The sequence below is a fragment of the Candidatus Nitrohelix vancouverensis genome (genome assembly GCA_015698305.1).
In the GTDB taxonomy this organism is placed as follows: domain Bacteria; phylum Nitrospinota; class Nitrospinia; order Nitrospinales; family VA-1; genus Nitrohelix; species Nitrohelix vancouverensis.
In genome coordinates this window covers 3,064,223-3,086,089 of the sequence record CP048620.1, presented here as the reverse complement: position 1 = coordinate 3,086,089, position 21,867 = coordinate 3,064,223, and the positions used below count along the sequence as shown (strand labels likewise).

The window sequence follows — 21,867 nt, the reverse complement described above, 5'->3', positions numbered from 1 at the left end:
CCTTGAAGAGTCATTGCTTCAACTCTGCGAGCGCCTTGAGGGATTCGATGTAAGGTGGATAGGCGATCCCCCGATCGGTGATGATGGCGGAGATCAGATCGTTTGGCGTTACATCAAAGGCCGGGTGCCCGACTTCAATATTCTCAGGAGCGATGCGTTTGTTATTGATCGTCACCACTTCGTTGGCGGAGCGCTCTTCGATGGGGATGTCGTCGCCAGAAGGCAGAGACAGGTCGAGCGTAGAAATCGGCGCGGCGACGTAAAAGGGGATGTTGTGGCGGTGCGCCATGACGGCGACCATATAGGTGCCGATCTTGTTCGCGACGTCGCCGTTGGCGGCGATGCGGTCGGCTCCGACCACGACGCGGTCGATCTGTCCGCTCTTCATCAAATGCCCGCACATATTGTCGGTGATCAATTTGACGGGGATTTTGTCTTCCTTCAGCTCCCATGCGGTGAGGCGCGCGCCCTGTAGAAAGGGTCGCGTTTCGTTGGCGATCACCTTGATATTTTTTCCGGCGTTCATCGCGGCGCGAATGACGCCGAGCGCGGTTCCAAAGCCTGCGGTAGCGAGCGCGCCCGCGTTGCAATGCGTCAGCACAGTGTTTTGCGCTTCGATGAGCGTTTGACCAAACTCTCCCATTGCCATATTCGATGCGATGTCCTGTTTGCAAATATCCAGAGCCTCCTGTTTGAGACGTTCGCGCAGTTGCGGGAGGGGAAGATTTTTATTATCGCGGGCGACGGATTTCATGCGCTCAATGCCCCAGGCCAGATTGACGGCTGTAGGCCGCGATTGCGCAAGCACGGCGCATTTCTTTTCGAGTTGACTGTAAAAGGTTTCGAAATCATTGGCCTGAATCGCCTGCGCTTCGAGACTGACGCCCATCGCGGCGGCGACGCCGATCGCAGGGGCGCCGCGAATGATCATGGTTTTGATAGCATCGCCCACGTCTTCGATAGTTTTGCAATCGACGAAAGTCGTTTCGCCGGGCAAACGGGTTTGGTCAATCATGCGAACGATGTCGTCGATGTATTCGATGGTCTTGATCATGCGAACCCTTTCTGGGGAAATTAAATTGGAATCAGCGGGGACAGACGGGACTGCAACTCGTCTGGAGTCAGTCCTTCCACACGGATGGTTTTTTTTCGGGACGTTTGCCCGGAAACGATAGAGAGCGCCGAGGCGCGAATGTTAATGGCTTTTGCGAGAAACTTGATGCACAGCTGATTGGCCTGACCGTCTACGGGCGGCGACGTGAGTTTGACTTTCAGGCGCTGTTCCTGAAGGCCGACAATTTGATTTTTCGATGAGCGCGGCTGGACCAGAATAGAGAATTGAGAACCTTCGGCGCATTCATTGATTGTCAGCGTCATGACCGGTTTTTGAGGGCTGGTTTTTCATTTGGTCGAGATGAGAGCGCGCCGCCTGCTTGATGGTTTCCATGACGGTTTGTTTTTCCGTTTTCAGTTTTCTGATCTCGGAGCGAAGCGTTTCCAGTTCCTCTTCGGCTTTCTTGCGATGTTGTTCCGCTCGCTCGCGGGCCGCCTGAACGACGCGCTTGGCCTTGTCCTTGAGGATTTCCGGGGTGATCTGCGACGTCGCGCCTTTGTCCTCGCCTGCGGAGCGTTGCAGGGTTTCAATCACCCGATTTTTTTCTTCCAGTTCGTTGCGCAGTTCGGCGACCTGATCCTTGATCGTGTCGGAGGATTTGGTCTTTCGACGCAGGTCTTCCAGTTCTTCCTCCATTTCCTTGAAATCCTCGGAAACCATGTGGAGGAAGGTGTCGACTTCCTGCTTGTTGTAGCCGCGAAATTTATCGCGGAAGCATTGCTCCAGAATGTCTAAATGATTGAGTCGCACGACAGTTTATCTCAGTTGCATGGCAAGATCCCCAAGGGAACGCACCAGAAACTCCTGCATAAACATGATTGCAAGCAGAACGATGATGGGGGACAGATCGATGCCCATGCCCGGTCCGGGCAGTAATTGCCGGACTCGATACAACACCGGTTCTGTGATACTGTATAAGAATTGAACGATCGGGTTGTAGGGATCGGGATTCACCCAAGAAAGCAGGGCGCGGATGATGATGATCCACATATAGAGAGTGAGTCCGACGCTTAAAACCTGCGCAACAGCCGCTAATAAGTTACTGAAAATAAACACGGGAATGGTTGGGTTAGTTGATTAAATAATGACGCTCAAAACTTCGCGAATGGCCTGACTTTTTTCTTGCGAGAGGCCGCCTAACAATTCAAAATATCTAAATTTGAGCATGTTGTCAATGACAGCCGGTTTATAAATTTGACCTGAATTTTTGAATTCATATCCCTGATAGCCGGATTGTATCGCAAAAAGCGATGGCCCCGGCGAATTGGAACAGACAGAAATATGAAACGATCCAAAATCGCATTACTTTTAAAAGACAATCTGGAGCGACCGAAAATTCTGGCTCGCGGTTGGGTTCGAACCCGGCGCGACTCCAAAGGCGGTTTCTCGTTCATTGAGATCAACGACGGTTCCTGCCTGAAAAATATTCAGGCGATTGTGGATCACTCGCTGGAAGGCTTCAAGAGCGATGGAAACCGGATTCATACAGGCGCCTGCATCGAAGTGAGCGGGGCTTTGGTTCGTTCCCAGGGCAAGGGGCAGGGCGTCGAGATTCAAGCGGAGCAGGTCAAGGTGTACGGCGCCGCCGACCCGGACAGTTATCCGCTCCAAAAGAAGCGGCATTCGTTTGAGTATCTGCGCGAGATCGCGCATTTGCGTCCGCGCACCAATACCTTCGGGGCCGTCATGCGGGTGCGCAATCGGCTTGCCTTTGCCATCCACCAGTTTTTCCATGACCGCGGTTTTGTCTACGTCAACACGCCGATCATATCCACCGGCGACTGCGAGGGGGCGGGGGAATTGTTTCAGGTGACGACCCTGGACTTGCAAAACCTCCCCCGAGTCGACGGCGGGGTGAACTACGCGGAGGATTTCTTTGGCGAGAAAACCAGCCTGACTGTCAGCGGGCAACTGGAAGGCGAAGTGTTCGCCATGGCGCTTTCGGAAATTTACACCTTCGGCCCGACCTTCCGGGCGGAAAATTCAAACACCTCGCGTCACCTGGCGGAGTTCTGGATGGTAGAGCCGGAAATGGCGTTCTATGAGCTGGTGGACGACATGGATCTGGCGGAAGAATTTCTCCAGTATTTGTTCAAGGATGTTCTGGAAAATTGCCCCGAAGACCTGGCCTTCTTCGACGAGCGGATCCACCCCGGCTTGCTGGACGGGCATCGCCTGATCGCGGAGACCGCTTTCGAGCGCGTGGACTATACGCGAGCGGTTGAGATTTTAGAGAAATCCAATCAGAATTTTTCTTATCGACCCGAATGGGGGTGCAATCTGCAATCGGAGCACGAGCATTACCTGAGCGAACATGTGTTCAAGAAACCCGTCATCCTTTTCGATTACCCGGAGAAGATCAAACCGTTTTATATGAAATCCAACGCGGATGGGAAAACGGTGCGGGCGATGGACGTTCTCCTGCCCAAGCTGGGCGAGATCATCGGCGGATCGCAAAGGGAAGATGATTACGATGTTTTGTTGAATCGAATGAAAGAGAAAAATCTGAATACCGACGAATATTTCTGGTATCTGGATTTGCGTCGATTTGGCTCGGCGCCGCATTCAGGATTTGGATTGGGTTTCGAACGTCTGGTGCAGTTTGTCACCGGGATGGACAATATCCGCGACGTGATTCCCTTCCCGCGCACGCCGAAGAATGCAAAATTCTAGTCAGGGCATATGGGGAGGGTGAAATGGAACACGGTGCCCTTGCCGATCTCGGTATCGTACCAGAATTTTCCCTGATGCGAGTCTTGGACAATGTTCTTGCAGGATAACAAGCCCAGCCCGTTACCGTCTTTCTTAGTCGTCAAACTTTCCTTGAGCAAGAAGGGTTGAATCTCTTCAGGGATGCCGCCGCCCTGATCGATGATGCTGACCTGAATTTCATTGTCCTTCTTGCCAATCGCGATGCGTATTTCGCCATTGTCTTCGGTGACGCATCCGGCGTTGATGATGAGGTTTTGCAAAACGCGCTTGATGTCGAGCGCATTGATCTTGCACCTCAACTCGTTAAGTTCGCCGTCGGTGTGGATGGTTTTTCCTCTCAGGTTTTTATGGCAGGAAATTCCCTGAACCGTGTCCCGGATCACCTCAATCAAATCACTGTCTTCCTTGACGTAGGGCGCCTTGATTTTTTTTACCTGATTCAGACTGGCTTCGAGCATCGACATCACGCCTTCGCGAACGGCGGTGATGACTTCGAAACACTCTTTGGCTTCGTCCAGTCCCTTGCGGGAATGTTGACCGTTTTGCCCTTCAAGAAATTCGATCAGGTCTTCCAGTCCCAACTCGGCGATGCCGAGCGGGGTCATGTTATTTTTAATATCGTGAGTGAAGATGCTCAGCTTCTGCATTTCCTTGACGGCGTTGTCCAGATCGTTGCGAATGCGACTGGAGAGCGTGCGCATCATGGACAACAGCGCTTTGGGTTCGGACGCAAGGTATTCGTTGAAATGTTCTTCGCTGATTTCGAGCAGGTCTGTTTTTTGCGTGGCTTTGGCTGAAGCGGAACGGGGCTTGGATTCGATCAGAGACATCTCGCCAAGATAAAAGCCCGGCCCCAGCGTTGCGATTTGTTTGTTGCCCTTGATAATGACCAGTTCCCCGGAGAGGATGAGGTACATGGCGTTTTCAATCGATCCTTCGCTGAACAGGGTTTCCCCTGCCTCCAATGAATGCTCCCGACAATTTTGTGTGAGCTTGGTCAGCGTTGAATGGTCGAAAAAATTTAGCAGGTCGACCGTCTTCAACAGACTGATTTTTTCATCAGTTTTCATCACTTAGGAATACCATAATCCCCAAAGAGCCGCAATCCTTTTGGCCTCTTTACTCTCCTTTTTTCAATCAGTTCAATCGACGTCGCCGCGCCGTTCTAACAGGAGAGCGGATTCGATATGACGGGTTTGAGGGAACATGTCGGTCAGAACCGCCTTCTTGATCTGGTAATCCTGAAGCAGGTTGATATCCCGAGCCAGGGTCGAAGGATTGCAGGAAATATAAATGATCTGCTCGGGCGCTATTTTTTGAACAGCTTCGATGAATTGCGGGTCGCAACCTTTGCGCGGGGGGTCGAGAACCAGAGTCTGCACGCTTTCCGAGTCAATCAAAGTTTGGAAATGGCTCTCAACTTCAGCATGAATGAATTCGCAGTCCAGTCCGTTCAGGCGGGCGCTTTCCCGTGCGTTTTCTACCGCTCCGGCAAACGATTCGATTCCCTTCACTCTTCGGCCCGAACGCGCAAGTCTCAAGGCGATGCTCCCCACGCCGCTGAAAGCGTCGAGGATGAGGCCGTCGCCGGGAGTCACCCAGCTCTCGATCAAGGCGTACAATCTTTCGGCCTGGCGAGAGTTCACCTGAAAGAAGGAGTCGAGTCCAATTTGGAAGCTGATGCCGTCGTGTTCGTCGAGCAGGAATTCTGATCCCCACAGGCAACGGTTTTGCGCCCCGAAGATCACGTTTCCAGAGCTTTCATTGATATTTTGAACGACGCCTTTGATGCGGAATCGATCCAGCCAGCTTTTTTTCAGAATCTCGTTCAAAAATCCCTGGCGAAATTCGCCGGGCGTCGTCACAAAACCGAGGAGCGTTTCGTTGCGCGCCTCGGAGCGGCGGATGACCAGATGGCGCAAAAATCCCTTGTTCTTTTTTTCGTTGTAGACGGAGATGTCGTGTTTTTCAAACAGCTCGCGCAAGGCTTCTTTCAAGTCGTTGATGGAATCGAGCATGACGTTGCAAACGGGAGAGTCGACCACTTTGTGACTGCCGCGACGATAAAATCCCACGCACAATTTTCCCTGGCGAAACTGGATCGGGAAGATTCCCTTGTTGCGGTAGCGGAAGGCGCGCTCGGACTCCATCGACGCGACCGGAGGCAGGTCCTCGACCTTGCCGATGCGCTTGAGAGTTTCCGTCAGCGTTTCCATTTTGAATTGCAATTGCTTCTCGTAACTCAGGTCTTGAAGCTGACATCCGCCGCATTCCGGGAACACCGGGCAATCCGGCTCAATGCGATCCGGTGAATCAGAGATGCGTTTCAAGGTGCGCACGCTTCCCCAGTTGGTCGTCAGTTTTATCACTTCGGCAAGGATGCGATCACCGGGAAGGGTGTCGGGGGCAAACAGGGCATAGCCCTCGTGTCGGCAAATGCCGTCGCCGGAAGCGCCGAGGGTCTCGACGGTCAGTTCCAGCTGTTGACCCCTTTTGAGGGGAATCGTCAAATTAGGTTTTGTCATGTTGGATTCAGGAGTGTTATAAACTGGCTAAGATAGCATGTATCCATTCAATCACCAAGAAGCGATCTATGAAACGACGGGTTTGCATCGCCGCCGCGGTCAATGAAGAACTGGCGGGCATCAAAGGCTCCATGAAAATCGAAAATCGCCTGTCTCTGGACGGCTCCCAGGCATGGCAGGGAAGCTGGGCGGGTTGCGATCTGGTTCTCCTGCGGACGGGGGTCGGCAAGTTGCAAGCGCGCAGGGCGTTCCAGGCGCTGCTCGAAAATTGCGATCCGTCCCTGTTCATCTCGATCGGATACGCGGGCGGGGCGCAGACTGATTTGCGACCCGGCGACTTGTTCCTCGCGCAATCCGCGCAAGCCTTGTGCGAGGGACAGGAATTGAACTTTGTTCAGGCCCAGTCTGTTGAAGGCCTGAAATTGTCAGGGGATTTCAGGGCCGCCGCTGAGAAGGCGGCGCAAATGTGCAAGGTTTCGACTCACAGGGGAGATCTGCTGAGCGTGGAGCAGATCGTTTACAACCCGGACAGCAAACAGGCGCTGGGGCGTTTGTACGACGTCTCCGCTCTGGATATGGAAACCTTCTATCTCGCCAGCCTCTGCCGCGAACGCTCCCTGCCGTTTTTTTCCCTGCGCGCGATCTCCGACGCGGCGGATGAGGAACTGTTGAACGTTTCTCCCATTCTCAGCGAAGATGGAAAAGTGTCCTACCTGAAAGCGGGCTGGTTTGTCCTGAAAACGCCGGGGGTGATGAAGGATTTGATGCAGTTGCGCCAGCGCGCTCTTGGCGCCACCGAAAACATGACGGTCTTCCTGCGCCATTTTCTCCAGTATATAGACTAGAGGGTCTTTTTTGCCTGTCGATCTTGTCGACCGGAAACAATTTGCCTGTCTGCCGGGAAAAAATTGACGGTTTTTGACGGGGAGGCGACGAGAATTTGTCGTTTTGGGGCTGGGCGTCTTTAGGCGCTATGAATACTTTTCATTTGTTTTAGTGTATTTACGGTTAAAGTTTGTTTGGCGCGGCGGATTGGCACAGGGCTTGCTTTATAGATGAGTGAAGATTCGAACTGGCACAGCCTCCTCCAACGGATTAGGTTTCCTCCAAGACCTAATCCGTGGCGTGCCGAATCGATGGGTCATTTTTATCTCATTCCGGCTCCCCGCTCTCGGGGGGCCATCCCCCCTTTCTCTTTTTTTATTTTTCCGAATAAACGAAATGCGATGTACTGCCGCCTCCGCCGGGTCGGGGTCCGCCTCCCAGCAAATGCAATTGCTTGTTCAGGCTAACGCCGCCGGAACCGTGCCGTCCTGCTGGAATCGGCACGAGGTTTTTCCACTGATCTGTTGAGGGAAGGTATTGCTCGTTTTCCGTGAAGGTTTTTTCTCCCGATTCGCCGCCAAGCACATGGATGCCGTCGTTCAAAACCAGCGCGACGATGCCGCTCCGCGCTGTGGGCAGAGGGTTCAAGGTACTCCATCGACCTGTGGCGGGATCGTAGACCTCGTTGGCATCCAGATTCTCGTTGTAATTGACGTTGACGCGTCCGCCGATGGCGTAGAGTTTGCCGTTGAATTTAGCGACCGCGAGATGGTCGCGCGGGGTCGGCAGGGGCGCCAGCGATTTCCACTGGTTTGTTGCCGGGTCGTAGACTTCGTTGGCGTCGGTGTTCACCAGTCGAAAGAATTGACGGTGCGCGCCGCCGACGGCGTAGATGCGCCCATCAATGGCTGTCGCGGCTAAGGCGCCGCGGGCTGTGGGGAGCGGAGCGCCTTCGCTCCATTCATCTTTTTGCGGATCATAGATATAGTTTGAGTCGACGGGAGTCCAGGACCCGGAATGGAAGCCGCCAATGACATATATTTTACCTTCAACCGCAGTCGCAGTGGCGTGATGGAGCGGACGCGGAAGCGGGGCCATCGATTGCCATTGTCCGGAAGCGCTATCGAACATTTCCATTGCGTCGGAAACGCCGTTGTTGGCAAAACCTCCGACGACGTAAATCTTGCCGTCTATTTGCGTCGCGGCGATTTCGGTGCGCGCGGTCGGAAGAGGAGCAGACTCGCTCCAGCGGCTCGCTTGCGGATCCGCTTGCGCTGATGCGCTATGAATAAAGAAAAGGAATACGAAGAGAAATTTGTTAAGAAGGCGACGAACTGTTTCAGGCTTTAACGATGCGGTCGAGGGCATGAATGGTCTCCAGCAAAGGGGCGAGCGCGTCCAGCCGAAGCATGTTGGGTCCGTCGGAAAGGGCTGTGTCCGGTTCAGGGTGAATTTCCATGAACAGGGCGTCGCAACCGACTGCGACGGCGGCGCGCGTCATGTCGGGAATCAATTCCCGTTGTCCGCCGCTTTTCGAGCCTTGACCGCCGGGCAATTGCAGGCTGTGCGTTGCGTCGTGAATGATGGGATAGCCGTAGTCGCGCATCAGAATGAGCGAGCGGAAATCCGTCACCAGATTGTTGTAGCCGAACATGAAGCCGCGTTCGGTGAGAAGGATTTTATCCGTTCCGCCCTGTTCGAGTTTGTTGACCACATTTTTCATGTCCCAGGGGGCCATGAACTGGCCTTTCTTGACGTTGACATGAACGCCGGTTTGAGCGGCGGCGACGAGCAGGTCGGTTTGTCGACACAGGAACGCGGGAATTTGCAGAATGTCGAGGACCTGAGCCGCAGGCTCGATTTGCTCAATGGAGTGAATGTCAGACAGAACAGGCAGACCGAGTTCTTCCTTGATGCGCTTGAGAGTTTTCAGACCTTCAGTGAGGCCAGGGCCGCGAAAGGAATCGATCGAAGAGCGATTAGCCTTGTCGTAAGAGGCTTTGAAGATGAAAGGCGTGCCGGTCGCCCGGGTCACTTCTTTCAATAGTCGCGCGGTTTCGTAGGCATGTTCATCGGATTCGATGACGCAGGGACCGGCGATGAGCGCGATGGGCGCGCCTCCGCCGATGCAGACGGGGCCAATGTTAAGGGCTTTTGTGGGTTTCAGGGCCATGACGATTCGTTTCTATTTATAAGTTGGCAAGGGGATCGCTCAATTCGCGGTTGGGCGGGCGGTTGCCCGGCCACAAGAGGTTGTAGCACAGTTCCCGCGTCCGTTCCATCTCGCTGGAAATGTGGACCGAGTCGAATCCCTTTTCGCGTAATTCGTCCAAAGAAACCGCCGGCGCGTCCGAGGCCGGGGACAATATGAAATGCCGGTCGCGGAATTTCTTTTTCATGTTGATCAAATGTTTGATCTCGGTTTTTCCCGCGCGCAGGACAAAGATGAGCAAGTCAAAAGGCATGTGTTTGGTCTGGTTGATGCAGTCCGGCATGGTGGTGAAGGTCATCAAAAACAAATGTTCCTGCTTGATCTGCTTGGCGAGATGGATGCGCTCGCCTTTTTGCGGGTCGACGATGAATACGGTTTTGAAGGTTTGTTCAGTGAGTTTCATAATGGCGACAGTTTAGCGCCAATCGGGTTCTGTTGAAACGGCAAAGAAGGGACTTTATGCGTCGCGGCGGTCTGGATGGCATGAAACATCCAGGAGAGATAGCAAGAGATTCTGCGCATCGAACTATAGTAATATGGATTCATTAATGAACGGCGGGCGTATTGGGTCTGCCGGTTGATAAAGAGACCAACGAATCATCGAGGAGCAGGCATTGAGTAAACTTTACACGCAACTGGACGAGAAGCTACAGGCATTCATTCTCAAGCAGAAACTGTTTTTTGTGGGCACGGCGGATCGGGAGGGGCGAGTCAATGTTTCGCCCAAAGGACTGGACAGCTTGCGCATCATAGACGCCAATCGCATCGCCTGGCTCAATCTGACGGGGAGCGGCAACGAGACCGCGGCGCATGTGCTGGAGATACCGCGTATGACGCTGATGTTTTGTTCGATGGAGGGCGATCCGATGATCCTGCGGGCCTACGGCACGGCGCGTATGATCCAGTCACGAGACGACGAGTGGGCGGAATGGAAGGACCTCTTTCCCGAGTACCCGGGCTCGCGTCAGATTTTCCTGCTCGACGTCGATCTTGTTCAGACTTCCTGCGGTTTTGCGGTGCCGCTTTTCGAGTATGTCGGGGATCGCGACGATCTGATCTATTGGACGAATAAGATCGGCGACGACGGCGTTATCAAATATTGGGAAAAGAACAATGTGAAAAGTCTGGACGGCAAGCCCACGAAAATTTTTGAATGATCTTTAAGGCGCGGGTGAAATTTTTATAGGGGCGGACGTTGCCGTTAAATTTTTGATTCGGGAAAGCGGGGGCGGTGATGCTGGGATTGCTTGGATGGGGAGTGGGGGCCGTGTTTGTTTTCGCCCTGACGCTGGTTGGTTTCGAATCGTCTCTGGTCTATCACCCGATGCGTCACCCTGTCGGGAACTGGAATCCGCAATCCTACGGATTGCAATCGGAGGAAGTCTCGTTCAGCGCGCCCGGCGGTCCGCAATTGCATGGCTGGTTTTTCCCCGTCCCGGAAGCTAAGGCGACCTTGCTGTGGTTTCACGGCAATGCAGGCAACATCACCCACCGTTTGGATAATATCCAAAAACTGCAAGCGCTTCGCTTGAATATTTTCATCTTTGATTATCGCGGTTACGGGAAAAGCGAGGGCAAGCCGGACGAGATGGGTTTGTATGCGGATTCGCAGGCCGCCTACGACTATCTTGTGAAGGTTCGGAATATTGTGCCGGAGTGGTTGATTTTATTCGGTCGTTCGCTGGGCGCCGCTTGCGCGGTGGAAACGGCCCTGCACAATCCGGCGGCGGGTCTCATTGTCGAGTCTGGTTTCACTTCGGCGAGCGACATGGCGCGAGAAATGTTCCCCCTCTTTTCTCTGGGATGGGCGATTCAGTCGAAAATGAATTCGCTGGAAAAGATTCCCCGCTTGACCCTTCCCAAACTCATCGCGCACGGTTCGCAGGATGAAATCGTTCCTTTCTCCATGGGACAGCGTTTGTATTCAGCGGCGAAAGAGCCTAAAGAATTCTATGCCATCGAAGGCGCGGGACACAACGACACCTATTTCGTGAATACCGGCGAATACCTCAGGCAATGGGACCGCTTCATCGTCGGCGCGCTGGCGGCGGCTAAAAAACTTTAGCCAAGCAGGGCGCATTCTGTTATAGATTGAACGTTTCATTAAATTATCTTTTCAGGAATTTTTCAGTCATTCATGTCCAGCGAAACGCGTCGGTATATCTTAAATAATTTGAAGCGGGTGGTCATCAAGATCGGCAGTAGCGTGATCTCTCACCAGGAACCGGGCAAGGGATTGACGCGCGGGCTCAGTCCCGAGATGGTTCTGCACTACGCGCGCAAGATCAAGATGATCGCAGGAAAAAACTGCGAGACGGTGCTGGTTTCTTCCGGCGCCATCATGGCGGGTCGGGAGCGACTGGGACTGGCGCGAGCGAACCTGACCATTCCAGAAAAGCAGGCTTGCGCGGCGATCGGTCAAAGTTTCCTGATGCACACCTACGAGAAAAAACTGGAAAAGCAGGGCATGAAGGTGGCGCAGATTCTGCTGAGCCACGACGATCTGGGAAATCGCAGACGTTACCTCAACGCCAAGCACACCATTGAAACGCTCATACGCTATGGGGCGGTTCCCATCATCAACGAAAATGATACGGTCACCGTGGACGAGATCAAGATCGGCGACAACGACACCTTGTCGGCGACCGTCGCCTGTCTGGTGGACGCTCAGGCCCTAATCATCCTCTCCGATGTGGAAGGTCTGTACACGCGCAATCCGATGATGAAAACGCCGAAAGGCGAAGCGCCGCCGGAATTGATTTCGCAGGTCGACCGGGTGACGGAGGATGTGGAAAAACTGGCGGGGAAAACATCCAATCGCCTTGCGGTTGGCGGCATGTACACCAAGGTGCTGGCGGCGAAGAAGACCATGAGTTCGGGCATCCCCACCTTCCTGCTGAACGGTCTGGATAAAAAAATACTGGATAAATTTTTCAAGGGCGAAGAGGTCGGAACCCTGTTCTGGTCCGACCGTCGCAAGATCGGCAACCGCAAGCACTGGATCGCCCACACGCTGAAACCGCAGGGGCGGATTTTTGTAGACGCAGGCGCCGAAGGGGCCTTGTTGCAGAAAAACAAGAGCCTGCTTCCCGCCGGAGTGGTTCGCGTGGAAGGCAGTTTCGAGTTTGGCAATTCCGTCAGCATCGTCAATGAGAGCAATGTGGAAATCGCTCGCGGTCTGGTGAATTACAGCACGCGCGACCTGAATGAGATCAAGGGAAAAAAGACTGCGGATATTCGACAGAAACTGGGGGACAATTTTTACGAAGAGGTGGTGCATCGCGACGACCTCGCATTGCTGGAGTGAGGCATGGCTCTCTGGTGGGAAAAAGAGGTCGTAAAATTTGAATGCAAAACGGATTGTTTCCAGTGTTGCTCCAAACCGGGCGTTGTCTATTTTGACAAGGAAGATATCGAGAACGCATCGAAATTTTTGTCCATCAAGGCGCATGCGTTCAAGGACCAGTATTTAAAATGCGAGAACGATGTCTGGTTGCTGGAAGTGGAAACGGATCGCCCCTGCGCATTTTTGTCGTCCAGCGGATGCGCCATTCACCCGGCGAAACCGAAGCAATGTCGCACCTTTCCCTTCTGGCCTGAGAATATGACGACAAGAGCTCGCTGGAGTTCGACTGCGGAGGAGTGTCCGGGCATCGGTCTGGGGCCGCAAATTTCGCCAAGGTCCATTGCGTCGCAATTGATGGATCAGTAGACCTCTTCGCGGTTGCCAGGGGTGTATCATCTTGAAAGAAAATCCTTTAAGGCGATATGGATGCGCCCTTGACCGAAGCTCAATGGCGCTGTCCCTCCCGTTAACGCCCATGATTCGATATTGTTAGAACTTCATTATGAAAACGGCGGTTCGGGATGCGGGCTCGCTGGCTTGACATTCCCTTGCGCCAAACGCATAATGCGCAACCGGATGAAGAATAGCCGTCGCCTTGAAGAACCTGCGAGCCTGTAGCGTTTTCAAATCCATATTAAATTTTCAAGAAATCAAACAACGTCCATTTTGGGATTAGAAAGAAGACTATGTCTATTGCGGTGGTTGCTGGAATGCAGTGGGGTGACGAAGGAAAAGGAAAGATCGTCGATATACTTGCGGAGCAGGCGGATATTGTTGCGCGTTATCAGGGTGGACACAATGCCGGTCACACTATTTTTCACGGTGGCGCCCAGTATGTCCTGCATCTGATCCCATCCGGCATCTTCCACAAGGACAAGATCTGCGTGATTGGCAATGGCGTGGTCATCGACCCGCAGGCCTTGATGGACGAAATGGAACAGTTAAAAGGAGCCGAGATAGATTTTTCGGACCGCCTGCTGATTTCCGACCGGGCCAATATCATCCTTCCTTACCATTGTTGTTCCGACACCAGCCGCGAAAACGATGCGAAGTATCAGAAGATCGGGACGACGGGACGAGGCATCGGCCCCTCTTACTCTGACAAGATCGCCCGGGCCGGGGTTCGCACTTGCGATTTGCAAGACGAAAACCGATTGCGACGCATGGTGAAGGCCAATCATGAGGAAAAAAAGACCATCATGAAAAGTCTGTTCGACTACGATCTGCCCGCGTTCGACGAGATGTTCGAGAAACTGCTCACCGCACGCGCGACGATACTGGATCGACTGGTCAACACGCATGTTTTTTTAAGAGATCAGGTCAAATTGGGAAAGAAGATACTGTGCGAAGGCGCGCAGGGAACCATGCTGGATGTGGATCACGGAACCTATCCTTTTGTCACGTCCTCCAATTCAACCTCAGGCGGCGCCTGTACGGGACTCGGCATTCCCCCAACGCTGATCACTAACGTCGCTGGCGTTATCAAGGCTTACACCACTCGCGTTGGCGAAGGCCCGTTCCCGACGGAATTGCTGGATGCGGAAGGCGAGCAGTTGCGCAAGGCCGGGCATGAGTTTGGCGCGACGACGGGACGCCCGCGACGTTGCGGCTGGTTCGATGCTGTGATCGGTCGTTATGCGGTAGAGCTCAACGGCATCAGCGGTCTGGCGCTCACCAAGATTGACGTGCTGGACGATTTCGAGGTTTTGAAGGTTTGCACGAGCTATCGCTATGACGGTCAGGAAATCCATGAAGTGCCTGCGGACGTCGAAATTCTGGAAAAATGCGAGCCGGTTTATACGGAATTTGAAGGCTGGAAGGAAAGCACGGAGGGCATCAGTGAATACAAGGATCTTCCCGCCAAGGCGAAGACTTATGTTGAGGCCTTGAAAAAAATGCTGGGCGTCGAGTTCCTGATGATTTCCACCGGACCGCAAAGCGAGCAGACCATTCGCATGAAAGAGTTGTTTTAAGGCCGGGGTTCCGCGATCGCGTCGCGATGATCCCCGATTGCTATCAGGGGAAAATTCGGTAGATACATTTGCGCAAAGATTGTTTGTCATCGGCGACCTTCAGATTATACAATATCCCAGGTCAAATGCCTGGCGGGATCGCGCAGTCAATCGCCGACCGACGCCCGGTTTTTTCATCTGCTAACGGATACGAAACATGCTTGCGGTCGCTATACTCATATTTTCCTGCCTTTTCTTCTATTTTGTCGGCTACCGTTTTTACGCGGGGTTACTCGACCGCGACATCATCCAGCCGGACAACAGCAAACACACACCCGCTCATAACCAGTCTGATGGAGTTGATTTTGTACCCAGCAAGCCTCTGGTTCTGTTCGGTCATAATTTTGCGTCCATAGCGGGCGCCGGGCCGGTGATCGGGCCGATCATCGCCATGCATCATTTCGGCTGGGCGGTGACTCTGCTTTGGATCCTCATTGGCAACGTGTTCATCGGAGCGGTGCACGATTATCTGACGCTCATGGTGTCGGTGCGCAATCGCGGCAGTTCGATCGCTGAAATCGCTGAGACGACGATGGGCTTCCGCGCCAAAGCCGTGTTCGCGCTGTTCCTGGTGCTGGCCATGTTGCTGGTGATCGCGGTCTTCGGCGTGGTGGCGGCGAAAACCCTCATCGCTCAACCGGAAATGGTGTTCCCGACCTTTGCCATCATTCCTGTTTCCATGATTCTGGGCTGGTGCATCTATCGGAAAAATTGTCATCTGGGCCTGGCTTCCTGCGTAGGCGTCGGCGTGCTGATCCTGAATATTTATATTGGTTTTCAATTTCCGGTGGAACTGCCGGAAGCCGGTTTGCTGGGATTGTCGCCGCTGATGTTCTGGTTTGTTATACTGATGATTTACGCCGGGGTGGCCTCGGTCCTGCCGGTGCAGATATTGTTACAACCGCGAGATTATCTTTCGACCTATATTTTATTTGGCTCGTTGTCTTTGGGGATGCTGGCTCTGCTGTGGGTGCGTCCTGAATTGAATACCCCGGCCTTTTCCGGCTGGCAGTCCGAAGCTCAGGGACCGGTCTGGCCAATGTTGTTTGTGTTGGTGGCCTGCGGCGCGGTGTCGGGATTTCATTCACTGGTTGCCGGGGGGACGACCTCGAAGCAATTGTCGACGGAATCGCAGGGCCGTCCCATCGGCTACGGCGGAATGTTGACGGAAGGCGTGGTCGCCGTCATGACGGTGCTTCTGGTGGGAGGCGGTTTGTACTGGACCGCCCCCGTTGCCGGCGGCGTGGATATGAGCGTTCTCGGATTCCGGGAGACTTTGCAGTCGGGCGGTTGGATACTGGCTTACGGCAACGGTTTTGGAAATATTGTGCACCAGATGATTCCGGGCATCAGCTTGACTTTCGCGGCGATGATCGCCGTGCTGGCTTTGAATACCTTTGTTTTGACCACGCTGGATTCGGCGGCGCGCATCACCCGCTTCATCGTTCAGGAGTCGGTGGGGAAATCGGTTCTGCCTTTGCAAAATAAATACGTCGCGACGGCGGTGATTATTTTCGCGGCGTATTTGATCGGCTCCACAGAAGGCTGGCAGAAAATCTGGCCCATATTCGGCGCGACCAATCAACTGATCGCCGCCGTCGCCTTGTTTGTGATTTCAACCTATCTGATCGCAGTTAAAAAACCCGTCCGTTATGCCTTGATTCCTGCGGTGTTTATGTTGGCGACGACGCTTGGCGCCTTGGGCTGGCAGGCGTATCAGTTTTTCACGCAACCAGAACCGAACTGGATATTGGGGGTGACGGCCTTGACGCTGATAGGTCTGGCTCTTTTTGTCGGCAAAGAGGGAGTGCGTTCGCTACAGAGTAAGAATGATATGGGAGCCGCGCCCAGTATCGCCGAATGATTGGCGTCGCCTGGGCATGACAGTTTCTCTTGCAAAGGGATTGGAATTGCGCTCATATTGGTTTATGATGATGTTTTCCAGGCTAAATACCAAGGTTATAAAATGAAACTCAGCGAAATTCTTGCGCAAAGGGAAAAGAAAAGCGAAACGCCTAAAACGACAGCGGCGAAACCCGCCAAGCCGTCGAACAAGGTCATTAAAGTGATTCGCACACGCGAAACGCCCAATCCCAATGCATTGCAGTTTGTTTTGAACGCGCAGATTCTGGATGTGGGAAACAAGTCTTATTCGACTTTGTCGGAAAGCGAAAGCGACCCGATGGGCAAGGCAATTTTCGAACTGGAAGATATCCAGAACGTTTATGTCATGCAGAATTTTGTCACGGTCACCAAATCAGGCGCATCCTATTGGGGGCCGCTTAAAGACAAGGTATGGAAAACCATCGATCAGTGGGTTGAGGTTTATCCAGAAGAAGTGGTTGCTGAGAAGCTGGATGTGGATGTTGAAAATTTCATGAAGTTTTCAGTGGAAGATAAATTAAAAGCCGTGGAGATGGTGTTGAATCGCTCCATCCGTTCGAATCTGGCCAAGGATGGAGGCGGCGTGGAGTTGAAGGGGATTGATGGAAACACCGTCAAAATTCTCTACCAAGGCGCCTGCGGCAGTTGCCCCACCTCGACCACGGGAACGTTGAAGTACATACAGGATCAACTGCGCCAGCAGATCCATATGTCTCTGGAAGTCAAATCAGTTTAGATCACGACTCCTGATTGGGTCCCATGACCTGATTTCTGCCGTTATCTTTGGCTTGATAAAGATATTCGTCGGCGGTTTGAATGCAAGCGTCGAGGTTTTTGGTCTCGTCGTTGTACACCGACACCCCAAGACTCATTGTCACCTTGATGGTTTCATCGTCAAAATGAATGACGGCGTTTTCCACTTCTCTCCTCAAGGTTTCAGCCCGTTTCATCGCTCCATCGAGCGGGGTTTCGGTCAATAAGATTAGAAATTCCTCTCCGCCCCAGCGCGAAATCCAGTCGTTTTTTCTTGAATGCAGGTTCATGATGCGCGCGATTTCCTTCAAGACATGATCGCCCATCGCGTGACCGTAGTCGTCGTTGACGCGTTTGAAAAAATCAATGTCTCCCAGCAACAGGCAGAATGGCTGGCGGTTTCGCTGAAATCGCGCGATTTCCTCTTCGAGTTTTTCGTTCATGCCTCTTCGATTCAAGAGACCGGTGAGAGGGTCGCTATTCGATGCGCTTTTAATCTGCTCGATCAGTTTTTTAACTTTGATATGAGTCTTCGCGCGGGCTATGACGATTTCTCCCTGAAAGGGCTTCTGAATGAAATCCACGGCGCCAAGTGAAAATCCTTTGACCATATCTTCCGTGTCGGATTTCGCGCTGAGAAAAATGATCGGGATATCTGCCGTCAGTGGATTTTCCTTCAAGCGCTGGCAGGTCTCGAAGCCGTCAATGTCGGGCATCATGATATCCAGTAGAATCAGATCCGGTTGCACCTCGGGAGCGATTTTGAGCGTGACCGTTCCGGAGGGAGCGACAAAGACCGAGAAATTTTCGCTCTCCAGTATCTTTCTCAAAACATCGAGATTAACGTTCGAGTCGTCGACAATGAGAATTTTAGAAGTGTCAACAGGGGCGGTTAATTTATTTGAATCGTTCATCGTTGCGCCTAAATTGAGTCGGATGTGAACCGTTACGACTCGCTAACGTGTGTTTGCATACTTATGCGGAACCTGAAAACGCCTATTTTCAAGTTATTACATTTACAGCTTATACAGAAAAACGCCAAGGCGCAAGGGCTTGCCTATGCTGAATTTATCATTACTTATTGTTGATGAACAATCATAGCTATTTACCACAGCATTTTTTATATTTTTTAGAACTGCCACAGGGGCAGGGATCGTTGCGCCCCACTTTGCTTCCTTCTCGTTTGAAGGGTTTGCTGGATGTTTTTTGCGGGGTCTGAGTGTGTACCGGGTGCGAAGTGGCTTCGTCATAGAACCATTGCCCGCTTTTTTTGATGAAATGAGAATGTTCCCTCAGGTATTGCTTCTTGCCATCCTGAGTGAAGGTCGCGGTGAAGGCGACCTGTCCTTCAGCATCGTCGAATTGTCCCTTATCGACGCCGTTGATTTCCAGTCCCTGCCAAACCGTTTGCTCGCAGGATTGCTGATAGTCTTCCAGCGTTTTGGAGCCGCCTGAAGATGTTTTTACCAAATAGTCGTATCGTTTTTTAACGTAAGCGGAATAGCGCGAGCGCATTAAATCTTCCGCCGTGTCGGCGCGTCCTGTTCCGTTTACCAACGGCGCGCAACAGTCGGAGTAGGAGAAATTTGAACCGCAGGGGCAATCGTCCATTAAAAATTCCTGTTCTGGTGAAAAAAGATTTACGACAGAGGCGTCAGCGTCTTGTCGGTATCGGTGATTAAAATTTGCGTCTCAAGCCTTGTCATAAGAAGTTTAAGCGGTATCGCATCCAGTATTCTGAATTCAAACCTGGATGCGCAGGGTCAATTCTCCTGGACGGCCCGAAAGTGTATTTCATGATCGTCTATCAAAACCGTTTCCATTGGGAAATAGATGCGACGAAATGTGTTGCGGATTTCCCTTCTCAATGCAATGGCGCTTCCGGAATGTAAGGCAATCACGTCCATGCGTCCCGCTTCGAATTCAACTTCCTTGATTTCATGAAAATCCATTGCGGATACGATTTCAAAAATACCGTCCATTTCATTTTCTGAAAAGCCGAGAAACACGAGCCGAAATTCTTCCGGGCGACCGATCTCGTCGTTCCGTTTCGCGGCGCGAATCATGACGGCAGAAGCTTCGCGCGCCGTTTCCAGCGCGGCGGAGGCCAGGGTCTCATCAGCGTTGAGGGCGCTTTGGCTCCATGGAATTTCTGCGAATTTTTCCGTAATGGAGATCAGGCGTCCGGTTGGGACATCGAAAGTTTTGGCCCGGAGCGCGGCGAGCGCGCGATGTTTATTCGCGGAGTTGACTTCGATGTCAAACAAAACCAGATAGCGCGGCTCGTAATCCTGGGCGTGGTCCAGGAAAATCTGATCGGCTGTCAAGTTGTTGTGAGCGTTCAGGGATTGTTCGAATTTGGGGTAGTCTATGGCCGCCGCGTGGGAAAATCCGCTTTCCGCAAATGCTTTTATGATGGATTCGCGTACAGGTTCCACGAACTGGGTTGTCGCTTCTAAAACTCTGACTGGCGCGTGGAGAACCATGAATTTTGATGGCTCAGTCTGAGCCACGATGGGGGAGGGTTCAGCCCTCTCGGCTTCGGCGCTTTGCTCACTTTGCGCTCCGTCACTGGTGTGAACATTTTCCAGGTTGGCAACTATATCGCCCTCTTGTGTCCAGGGCGTTTCCGCACAGCCTGCGAGGAGAGTCGCCCAAGCGAAGAAGAGGAGTCCTGACAGTCTCTTTGGGAATTTGGTTTCGGGCAGAGCGATCATTATGATAGATTGTGAAATCCTGCGGTTCGTAGGGTTCAATAGCTATAATTATCGGATAAATTACCGCTTAAAACAAGGGGATAGCTTGCTTCCAAGCTGGTGACGAAGTGTTCGAAGAGACATCGTTTGAGCAAATGGTTTTCCTTAACGAATGGATACAACTCTATGGATTCGATCTCCCTGTTGGGCTATGTGGCGGGCATGCTGACCACTCTGGCGTTTGTTCCCCAGGTCACCAAAACATGGAAGACTCGGTCCGCCGCCGACATTTCACTGACAATGTTTATTGTCTTTTGCGTTGGCGTGGCGTGTTGGTTGGTTTACGGAATCTTGATCCACTCCACTCCAATGATTCTGGCAAATGTGTTGACCTTGATCCTGGCGCTTTCGATTTTGGCGATGAAGTTAAAATTCAAATGATCGGGATGAGATTCGACTAGTGAAGGGAGGGGCGATTGGAATTTAAACTGATATCATTTTTCGGCTTCTGGACGTTTGCGGCTCTGGCCTGGGCGACTGGCGGACGTCGCGCTTTCAATTTTCGAACCTTTGCCGGGGCCGCTGGCCTGGCCTGGGTATTGGGCGCCATTGTTTTTATGTTTCCCGGTTCGCGTAGCGCGCTGAGCTGGTTGAACGACGCTCTGGTTGGATTGATCGTCGCTTCACAAAAAGGGGCCGTATTTTTGTTTGGCCCTCTGGCTTTGGGGCCGGGGCAGACCCTTCCCGATGGGACGCGCTCGGTCGGTTTCATTCTGGCGGTTCAGGTACTGCCGTCGGTGATCTTTTTTTCGGCCATCGTTGGCGCATTGTATTATTTGAAAGTGATGCAAGGGATTGTCGGTCTGTTTGCAAAACTGTTTTACAAATTCCTCGGCGTCTCCGGGGCGGAGTCTTTGGCGGCGGCTTCCAATATATTTGTCGGCGTCGAGTCTGGAATTGCGGTGCGGCCTTTTTTGAGAAGTATGACGCGCTCCGAATTGCTGATGATTCTGACCTGCATGATGGCGACCGTCGCCAGCACCGTGCTGGGTATCTATGTGATTGCCTTGAAGGATGTGATCCCCAATATCGCCGGTCATCTGGTATCTGCTTCCATCATTTCCATTCCCTGCGCCGCGGTCGCGGCGAAACTGTTTCTTCCCGAAGAGGATCGCCCGGAAACATTAGGCCGGATTCCCGAGGAGATTCGTTTTTCTGAACAGGACGCTGGAAAAACGGAGGGCGCGTCTAATTTGATGACGGCTCTGCTGGATGGCGGCGCGCAGGGAATGAAAATGGCGGTGGGCATTGCGACGGCCCTGATCGTGGCTCTGGGCGTTGAAGCGATCATTGATCTGGCTTTGACGGGATTGCCGAGCGTTTCGGGACAGGATCTTTCTCTGGAACGGATCATGGGCTGGCTGACGCTTCCCTTTGTCGCCTTGCTCGGCTTGAACCCGGAGGAATGGCAGGCGGCGGCTCGCATACTGGGGTCGCGCTTCATTGAAACCGAGGTGGCTTCTTATTTCAGTCTGGCCGCCTTGCAAGCTGGAGATGCCGCCTTGTCTCCGCGCTCGGTGATCATTCTCGCCTATTCCTTATGCGGTTTTGTTCATCTTGCGAGCTTCGGGATTTTTGTTGGAGGCCTCTCGGCATTGGTTCCCGAACGCATGAGGGAAATCTCCGTGCTGGGGATGAAGGCATTGTGGACGTCGTTTCTTGCTACGTTAATGACGGGGAGTATTGCCGGGGTATTTGTTTGAGGCGCGCTGGATCGAGGGGAGGGTG

Annotated in this window: 23 protein-coding genes; 11 read left to right on the top strand and 12 right to left on the bottom strand. The window is 52.8% G+C overall.

Annotated features, from left to right (window positions below; genetic code table 11):
• Nucleotides 1-10 precede the first annotated feature (10 nt).
• Genes mtnA through G3M78_14320 form a run of 4 tightly spaced genes read right to left on the bottom strand, consistent with a single transcriptional unit; the run spans nt 11 to nt 2,170 of the window.
• Nucleotides 11-1,054, bottom strand: a complete 1,044-nt coding sequence (gene mtnA / locus G3M78_14335; protein QPJ66512.1) for an S-methyl-5-thioribose-1-phosphate isomerase — start codon at nt 1,052-1,054, stop codon at nt 11-13.
• 20 nt (nt 1,055-1,074) lie between these two features.
• Nucleotides 1,075-1,377 (bottom strand): YggU family protein, encoded by a 303-nt coding sequence (locus G3M78_14330; GenBank protein QPJ66511.1) that lies wholly within the window; start codon nt 1,375-1,377, stop codon nt 1,075-1,077.
• Nucleotides 1,358-1,864 carry a DivIVA domain-containing protein gene (locus tag G3M78_14325; GenBank protein ID QPJ66510.1) on the bottom strand — a complete coding sequence of 169 codons (507 nt, stop codon included), beginning with the start codon at nt 1,862-1,864 and terminating at the stop codon, nt 1,358-1,360. Before G3M78_14325 ends, G3M78_14330 begins: the two co-directional genes overlap by 20 nt.
• A gap of 6 nt (nt 1,865-1,870) precedes the next feature.
• Nucleotides 1,871-2,170 (bottom strand): YggT family protein, encoded by a 300-nt coding sequence (locus G3M78_14320; GenBank protein QPJ66509.1) that lies wholly within the window; start codon nt 2,168-2,170, stop codon nt 1,871-1,873.
• A 225-nt stretch (nt 2,171-2,395) separates the two neighbouring features.
• Between G3M78_14320 and asnS the strand changes: the two genes are divergently transcribed.
• The gene (asnS, locus tag G3M78_14315) at nt 2,396-3,787 is read left to right on the top strand and encodes an asparagine--tRNA ligase (GenBank protein ID QPJ66508.1); all 1,392 of its coding nucleotides are present in this window, start codon (nt 2,396-2,398) and stop codon (nt 3,785-3,787) included.
• On the opposite strand, the gene G3M78_14310 is transcribed toward asnS, so the two are convergent.
• Together G3M78_14310 and rlmD are read right to left on the bottom strand one after the other, a co-directional pair.
• Complete coding sequence (locus tag G3M78_14310; GenBank protein ID QPJ66507.1) at nt 3,784-4,896, bottom strand: cyclic nucleotide-binding domain-containing protein; 1,113 nt, start codon at nt 4,894-4,896, stop codon at nt 3,784-3,786. The genes asnS and G3M78_14310 overlap by 4 nt on opposite strands.
• Before the next feature lie 72 nt (nt 4,897-4,968).
• The gene (rlmD, locus tag G3M78_14305; GenBank protein ID QPJ66506.1) at nt 4,969-6,351 is read right to left on the bottom strand and encodes a 23S rRNA (uracil(1939)-C(5))-methyltransferase RlmD; all 1,383 of its coding nucleotides are present in this window, start codon (nt 6,349-6,351) and stop codon (nt 4,969-4,971) included.
• Between the two features lie 68 nt (nt 6,352-6,419).
• Here rlmD and G3M78_14300 point away from each other — a divergent pair, with 68 nt between their 5' ends.
• Nucleotides 6,420-7,196: a hypothetical protein gene (locus G3M78_14300; protein QPJ66505.1), complete on the top strand. Its 777-nt coding sequence runs from the start codon at nt 6,420-6,422 to the stop codon at nt 7,194-7,196.
• Nucleotides 7,197-7,551: 355 nt separating this feature from the next.
• Here G3M78_14300 and G3M78_14295 read toward each other — a convergent pair whose 3' ends face one another.
• From G3M78_14295 to G3M78_14285, 3 genes are read right to left on the bottom strand one after another with little or no spacing between them, the layout of a single operon-like run.
• Nucleotides 7,552-8,544 (bottom strand): galactose oxidase, encoded by a 993-nt coding sequence (locus G3M78_14295; GenBank protein ID QPJ66504.1) that lies wholly within the window; start codon nt 8,542-8,544, stop codon nt 7,552-7,554.
• Nucleotides 8,516-9,355 carry a 3-deoxy-8-phosphooctulonate synthase gene (gene kdsA / locus G3M78_14290; protein QPJ66869.1) on the bottom strand — a complete coding sequence of 280 codons (840 nt, stop codon included), beginning with the start codon at nt 9,353-9,355 and terminating at the stop codon, nt 8,516-8,518. Before kdsA ends, G3M78_14295 begins: the two co-directional genes overlap by 29 nt.
• Nucleotides 9,356-9,365: 10 nt before the next feature.
• A complete protein-coding gene (locus G3M78_14285; protein ID QPJ66503.1) occupies nt 9,366-9,791 on the bottom strand; it encodes a hypothetical protein in 426 nt (141 codons plus the stop codon).
• A gap of 211 nt (nt 9,792-10,002) precedes the next feature.
• On the opposite strand from G3M78_14285, the gene G3M78_14280 reads away from it, so the two are divergent.
• From G3M78_14280 to G3M78_14250, 7 genes are all read left to right on the top strand, one after another.
• Nucleotides 10,003-10,545 (top strand): pyridoxamine 5'-phosphate oxidase family protein, encoded by a 543-nt coding sequence (locus tag G3M78_14280; protein ID QPJ66502.1) that lies wholly within the window; start codon nt 10,003-10,005, stop codon nt 10,543-10,545.
• A gap of 77 nt (nt 10,546-10,622) precedes the next feature.
• On the top strand, nt 10,623-11,453 hold the full coding sequence (locus tag G3M78_14275; protein ID QPJ66501.1) for an alpha/beta hydrolase: 831 nt from the start codon (nt 10,623-10,625) through the stop codon (nt 11,451-11,453).
• 72 nt (nt 11,454-11,525) lie between these two features.
• Entirely contained in the window at nt 11,526-12,695 is a 1,170-nt protein-coding gene (gene proB, locus G3M78_14270; protein QPJ66500.1) for a glutamate 5-kinase, read from the top strand.
• A 3-nt stretch (nt 12,696-12,698) separates the two neighbouring features.
• Nucleotides 12,699-13,100 carry a YkgJ family cysteine cluster protein gene (locus tag G3M78_14265; protein ID QPJ66499.1) on the top strand — a complete coding sequence of 134 codons (402 nt, stop codon included), beginning with the start codon at nt 12,699-12,701 and terminating at the stop codon, nt 13,098-13,100.
• Nucleotides 13,101-13,420: 320 nt separating this feature from the next.
• On the top strand, nt 13,421-14,707 hold the full coding sequence (locus tag G3M78_14260) for an adenylosuccinate synthase (GenBank protein QPJ66498.1): 1,287 nt from the start codon (nt 13,421-13,423) through the stop codon (nt 14,705-14,707).
• A 196-nt stretch (nt 14,708-14,903) separates the two neighbouring features.
• Nucleotides 14,904-16,610: a carbon starvation protein A gene (locus G3M78_14255; protein ID QPJ66497.1), complete on the top strand. Its 1,707-nt coding sequence runs from the start codon at nt 14,904-14,906 to the stop codon at nt 16,608-16,610.
• 102 nt (nt 16,611-16,712) lie between these two features.
• Nucleotides 16,713-17,366, top strand: a complete 654-nt coding sequence (locus G3M78_14250; protein QPJ66496.1) for a NifU family protein — start codon at nt 16,713-16,715, stop codon at nt 17,364-17,366.
• 1 nt (nt 17,367) lies between these two features.
• Here the strand turns inward: G3M78_14250 and G3M78_14245 are convergent, their stop codons facing one another.
• The 3 genes from G3M78_14245 to G3M78_14235 form a co-directional block, all read right to left on the bottom strand.
• Entirely contained in the window at nt 17,368-18,297 is a 930-nt protein-coding gene (locus G3M78_14245; protein ID QPJ66495.1) for a diguanylate cyclase, read from the bottom strand.
• Between the two features lie 187 nt (nt 18,298-18,484).
• Nucleotides 18,485-18,994 (bottom strand): hypothetical protein, encoded by a 510-nt coding sequence (locus tag G3M78_14240; protein QPJ66494.1) that lies wholly within the window; start codon nt 18,992-18,994, stop codon nt 18,485-18,487.
• Between the two features lie 152 nt (nt 18,995-19,146).
• Nucleotides 19,147-20,100 carry a hypothetical protein gene (locus tag G3M78_14235; GenBank protein QPJ66493.1) on the bottom strand — a complete coding sequence of 318 codons (954 nt, stop codon included), beginning with the start codon at nt 20,098-20,100 and terminating at the stop codon, nt 19,147-19,149.
• A 165-nt stretch (nt 20,101-20,265) separates the two neighbouring features.
• Here G3M78_14235 and G3M78_14230 point away from each other — a divergent pair, with 165 nt between their 5' ends.
• Both G3M78_14230 and G3M78_14225 read left to right on the top strand, forming a co-directional pair.
• Nucleotides 20,266-20,520, top strand: a complete 255-nt coding sequence (locus G3M78_14230; protein ID QPJ66492.1) for a hypothetical protein — start codon at nt 20,266-20,268, stop codon at nt 20,518-20,520.
• Nucleotides 20,521-20,555: 35 nt separating this feature from the next.
• Complete coding sequence (locus G3M78_14225) at nt 20,556-21,842, top strand: nucleoside permease nupX (GenBank protein ID QPJ66491.1); 1,287 nt, start codon at nt 20,556-20,558, stop codon at nt 21,840-21,842.
• The last annotated feature ends 25 nt before the right edge of the window (nt 21,843-21,867 follow it).

Bases quoted from the DNA above. Each gene is read 5' to 3' on its own strand.
- G3M78_14235 (QPJ66493.1), bottom strand. From the start codon at position 20,100: ATGATCGCTCTGCCCGAAACCAAATTCCCAAAGAGACTGTCAGGACTC.
- G3M78_14300 (QPJ66505.1), top strand. From the start codon at position 6,420: ATGAAACGACGGGTTTGCATCGCCGCCGCGGTCAATGAAGAACTGGCG.
- G3M78_14260 (QPJ66498.1), top strand. From the start codon at position 13,421: ATGTCTATTGCGGTGGTTGCTGGAATGCAGTGGGGTGACGAAGGAAAA.
- G3M78_14255 (QPJ66497.1), top strand. From the start codon at position 14,904: ATGCTTGCGGTCGCTATACTCATATTTTCCTGCCTTTTCTTCTATTTT.
- G3M78_14250 (QPJ66496.1), top strand. From the start codon at position 16,713: ATGAAACTCAGCGAAATTCTTGCGCAAAGGGAAAAGAAAAGCGAAACG.
- mtnA (QPJ66512.1), bottom strand. From the start codon at position 1,054: ATGATCAAGACCATCGAATACATCGACGACATCGTTCGCATGATTGAC.
- G3M78_14295 (QPJ66504.1), bottom strand. From the start codon at position 8,544: ATGCCCTCGACCGCATCGTTAAAGCCTGAAACAGTTCGTCGCCTTCTT.
- G3M78_14245 (QPJ66495.1), bottom strand. From the start codon at position 18,297: ATGAACGATTCAAATAAATTAACCGCCCCTGTTGACACTTCTAAAATT.
- proB (QPJ66500.1), top strand. From the start codon at position 11,526: ATGTCCAGCGAAACGCGTCGGTATATCTTAAATAATTTGAAGCGGGTG.
- rlmD (QPJ66506.1), bottom strand. From the start codon at position 6,351: ATGACAAAACCTAATTTGACGATTCCCCTCAAAAGGGGTCAACAGCTG.
- G3M78_14230 (QPJ66492.1), top strand. From the start codon at position 20,266: ATGGATTCGATCTCCCTGTTGGGCTATGTGGCGGGCATGCTGACCACT.
- asnS (QPJ66508.1), top strand. From the start codon at position 2,396: ATGAAACGATCCAAAATCGCATTACTTTTAAAAGACAATCTGGAGCGA.
- G3M78_14330 (QPJ66511.1), bottom strand. From the start codon at position 1,377: ATGACGCTGACAATCAATGAATGCGCCGAAGGTTCTCAATTCTCTATT.
- G3M78_14240 (QPJ66494.1), bottom strand. From the start codon at position 18,994: ATGGACGATTGCCCCTGCGGTTCAAATTTCTCCTACTCCGACTGTTGC.
- G3M78_14275 (QPJ66501.1), top strand. From the start codon at position 10,623: ATGCTGGGATTGCTTGGATGGGGAGTGGGGGCCGTGTTTGTTTTCGCC.
- G3M78_14285 (QPJ66503.1), bottom strand. From the start codon at position 9,791: ATGAAACTCACTGAACAAACCTTCAAAACCGTATTCATCGTCGACCCG.
- G3M78_14265 (QPJ66499.1), top strand. From the start codon at position 12,699: ATGGCTCTCTGGTGGGAAAAAGAGGTCGTAAAATTTGAATGCAAAACG.
- G3M78_14310 (QPJ66507.1), bottom strand. From the start codon at position 4,896: ATGAAAACTGATGAAAAAATCAGTCTGTTGAAGACGGTCGACCTGCTA.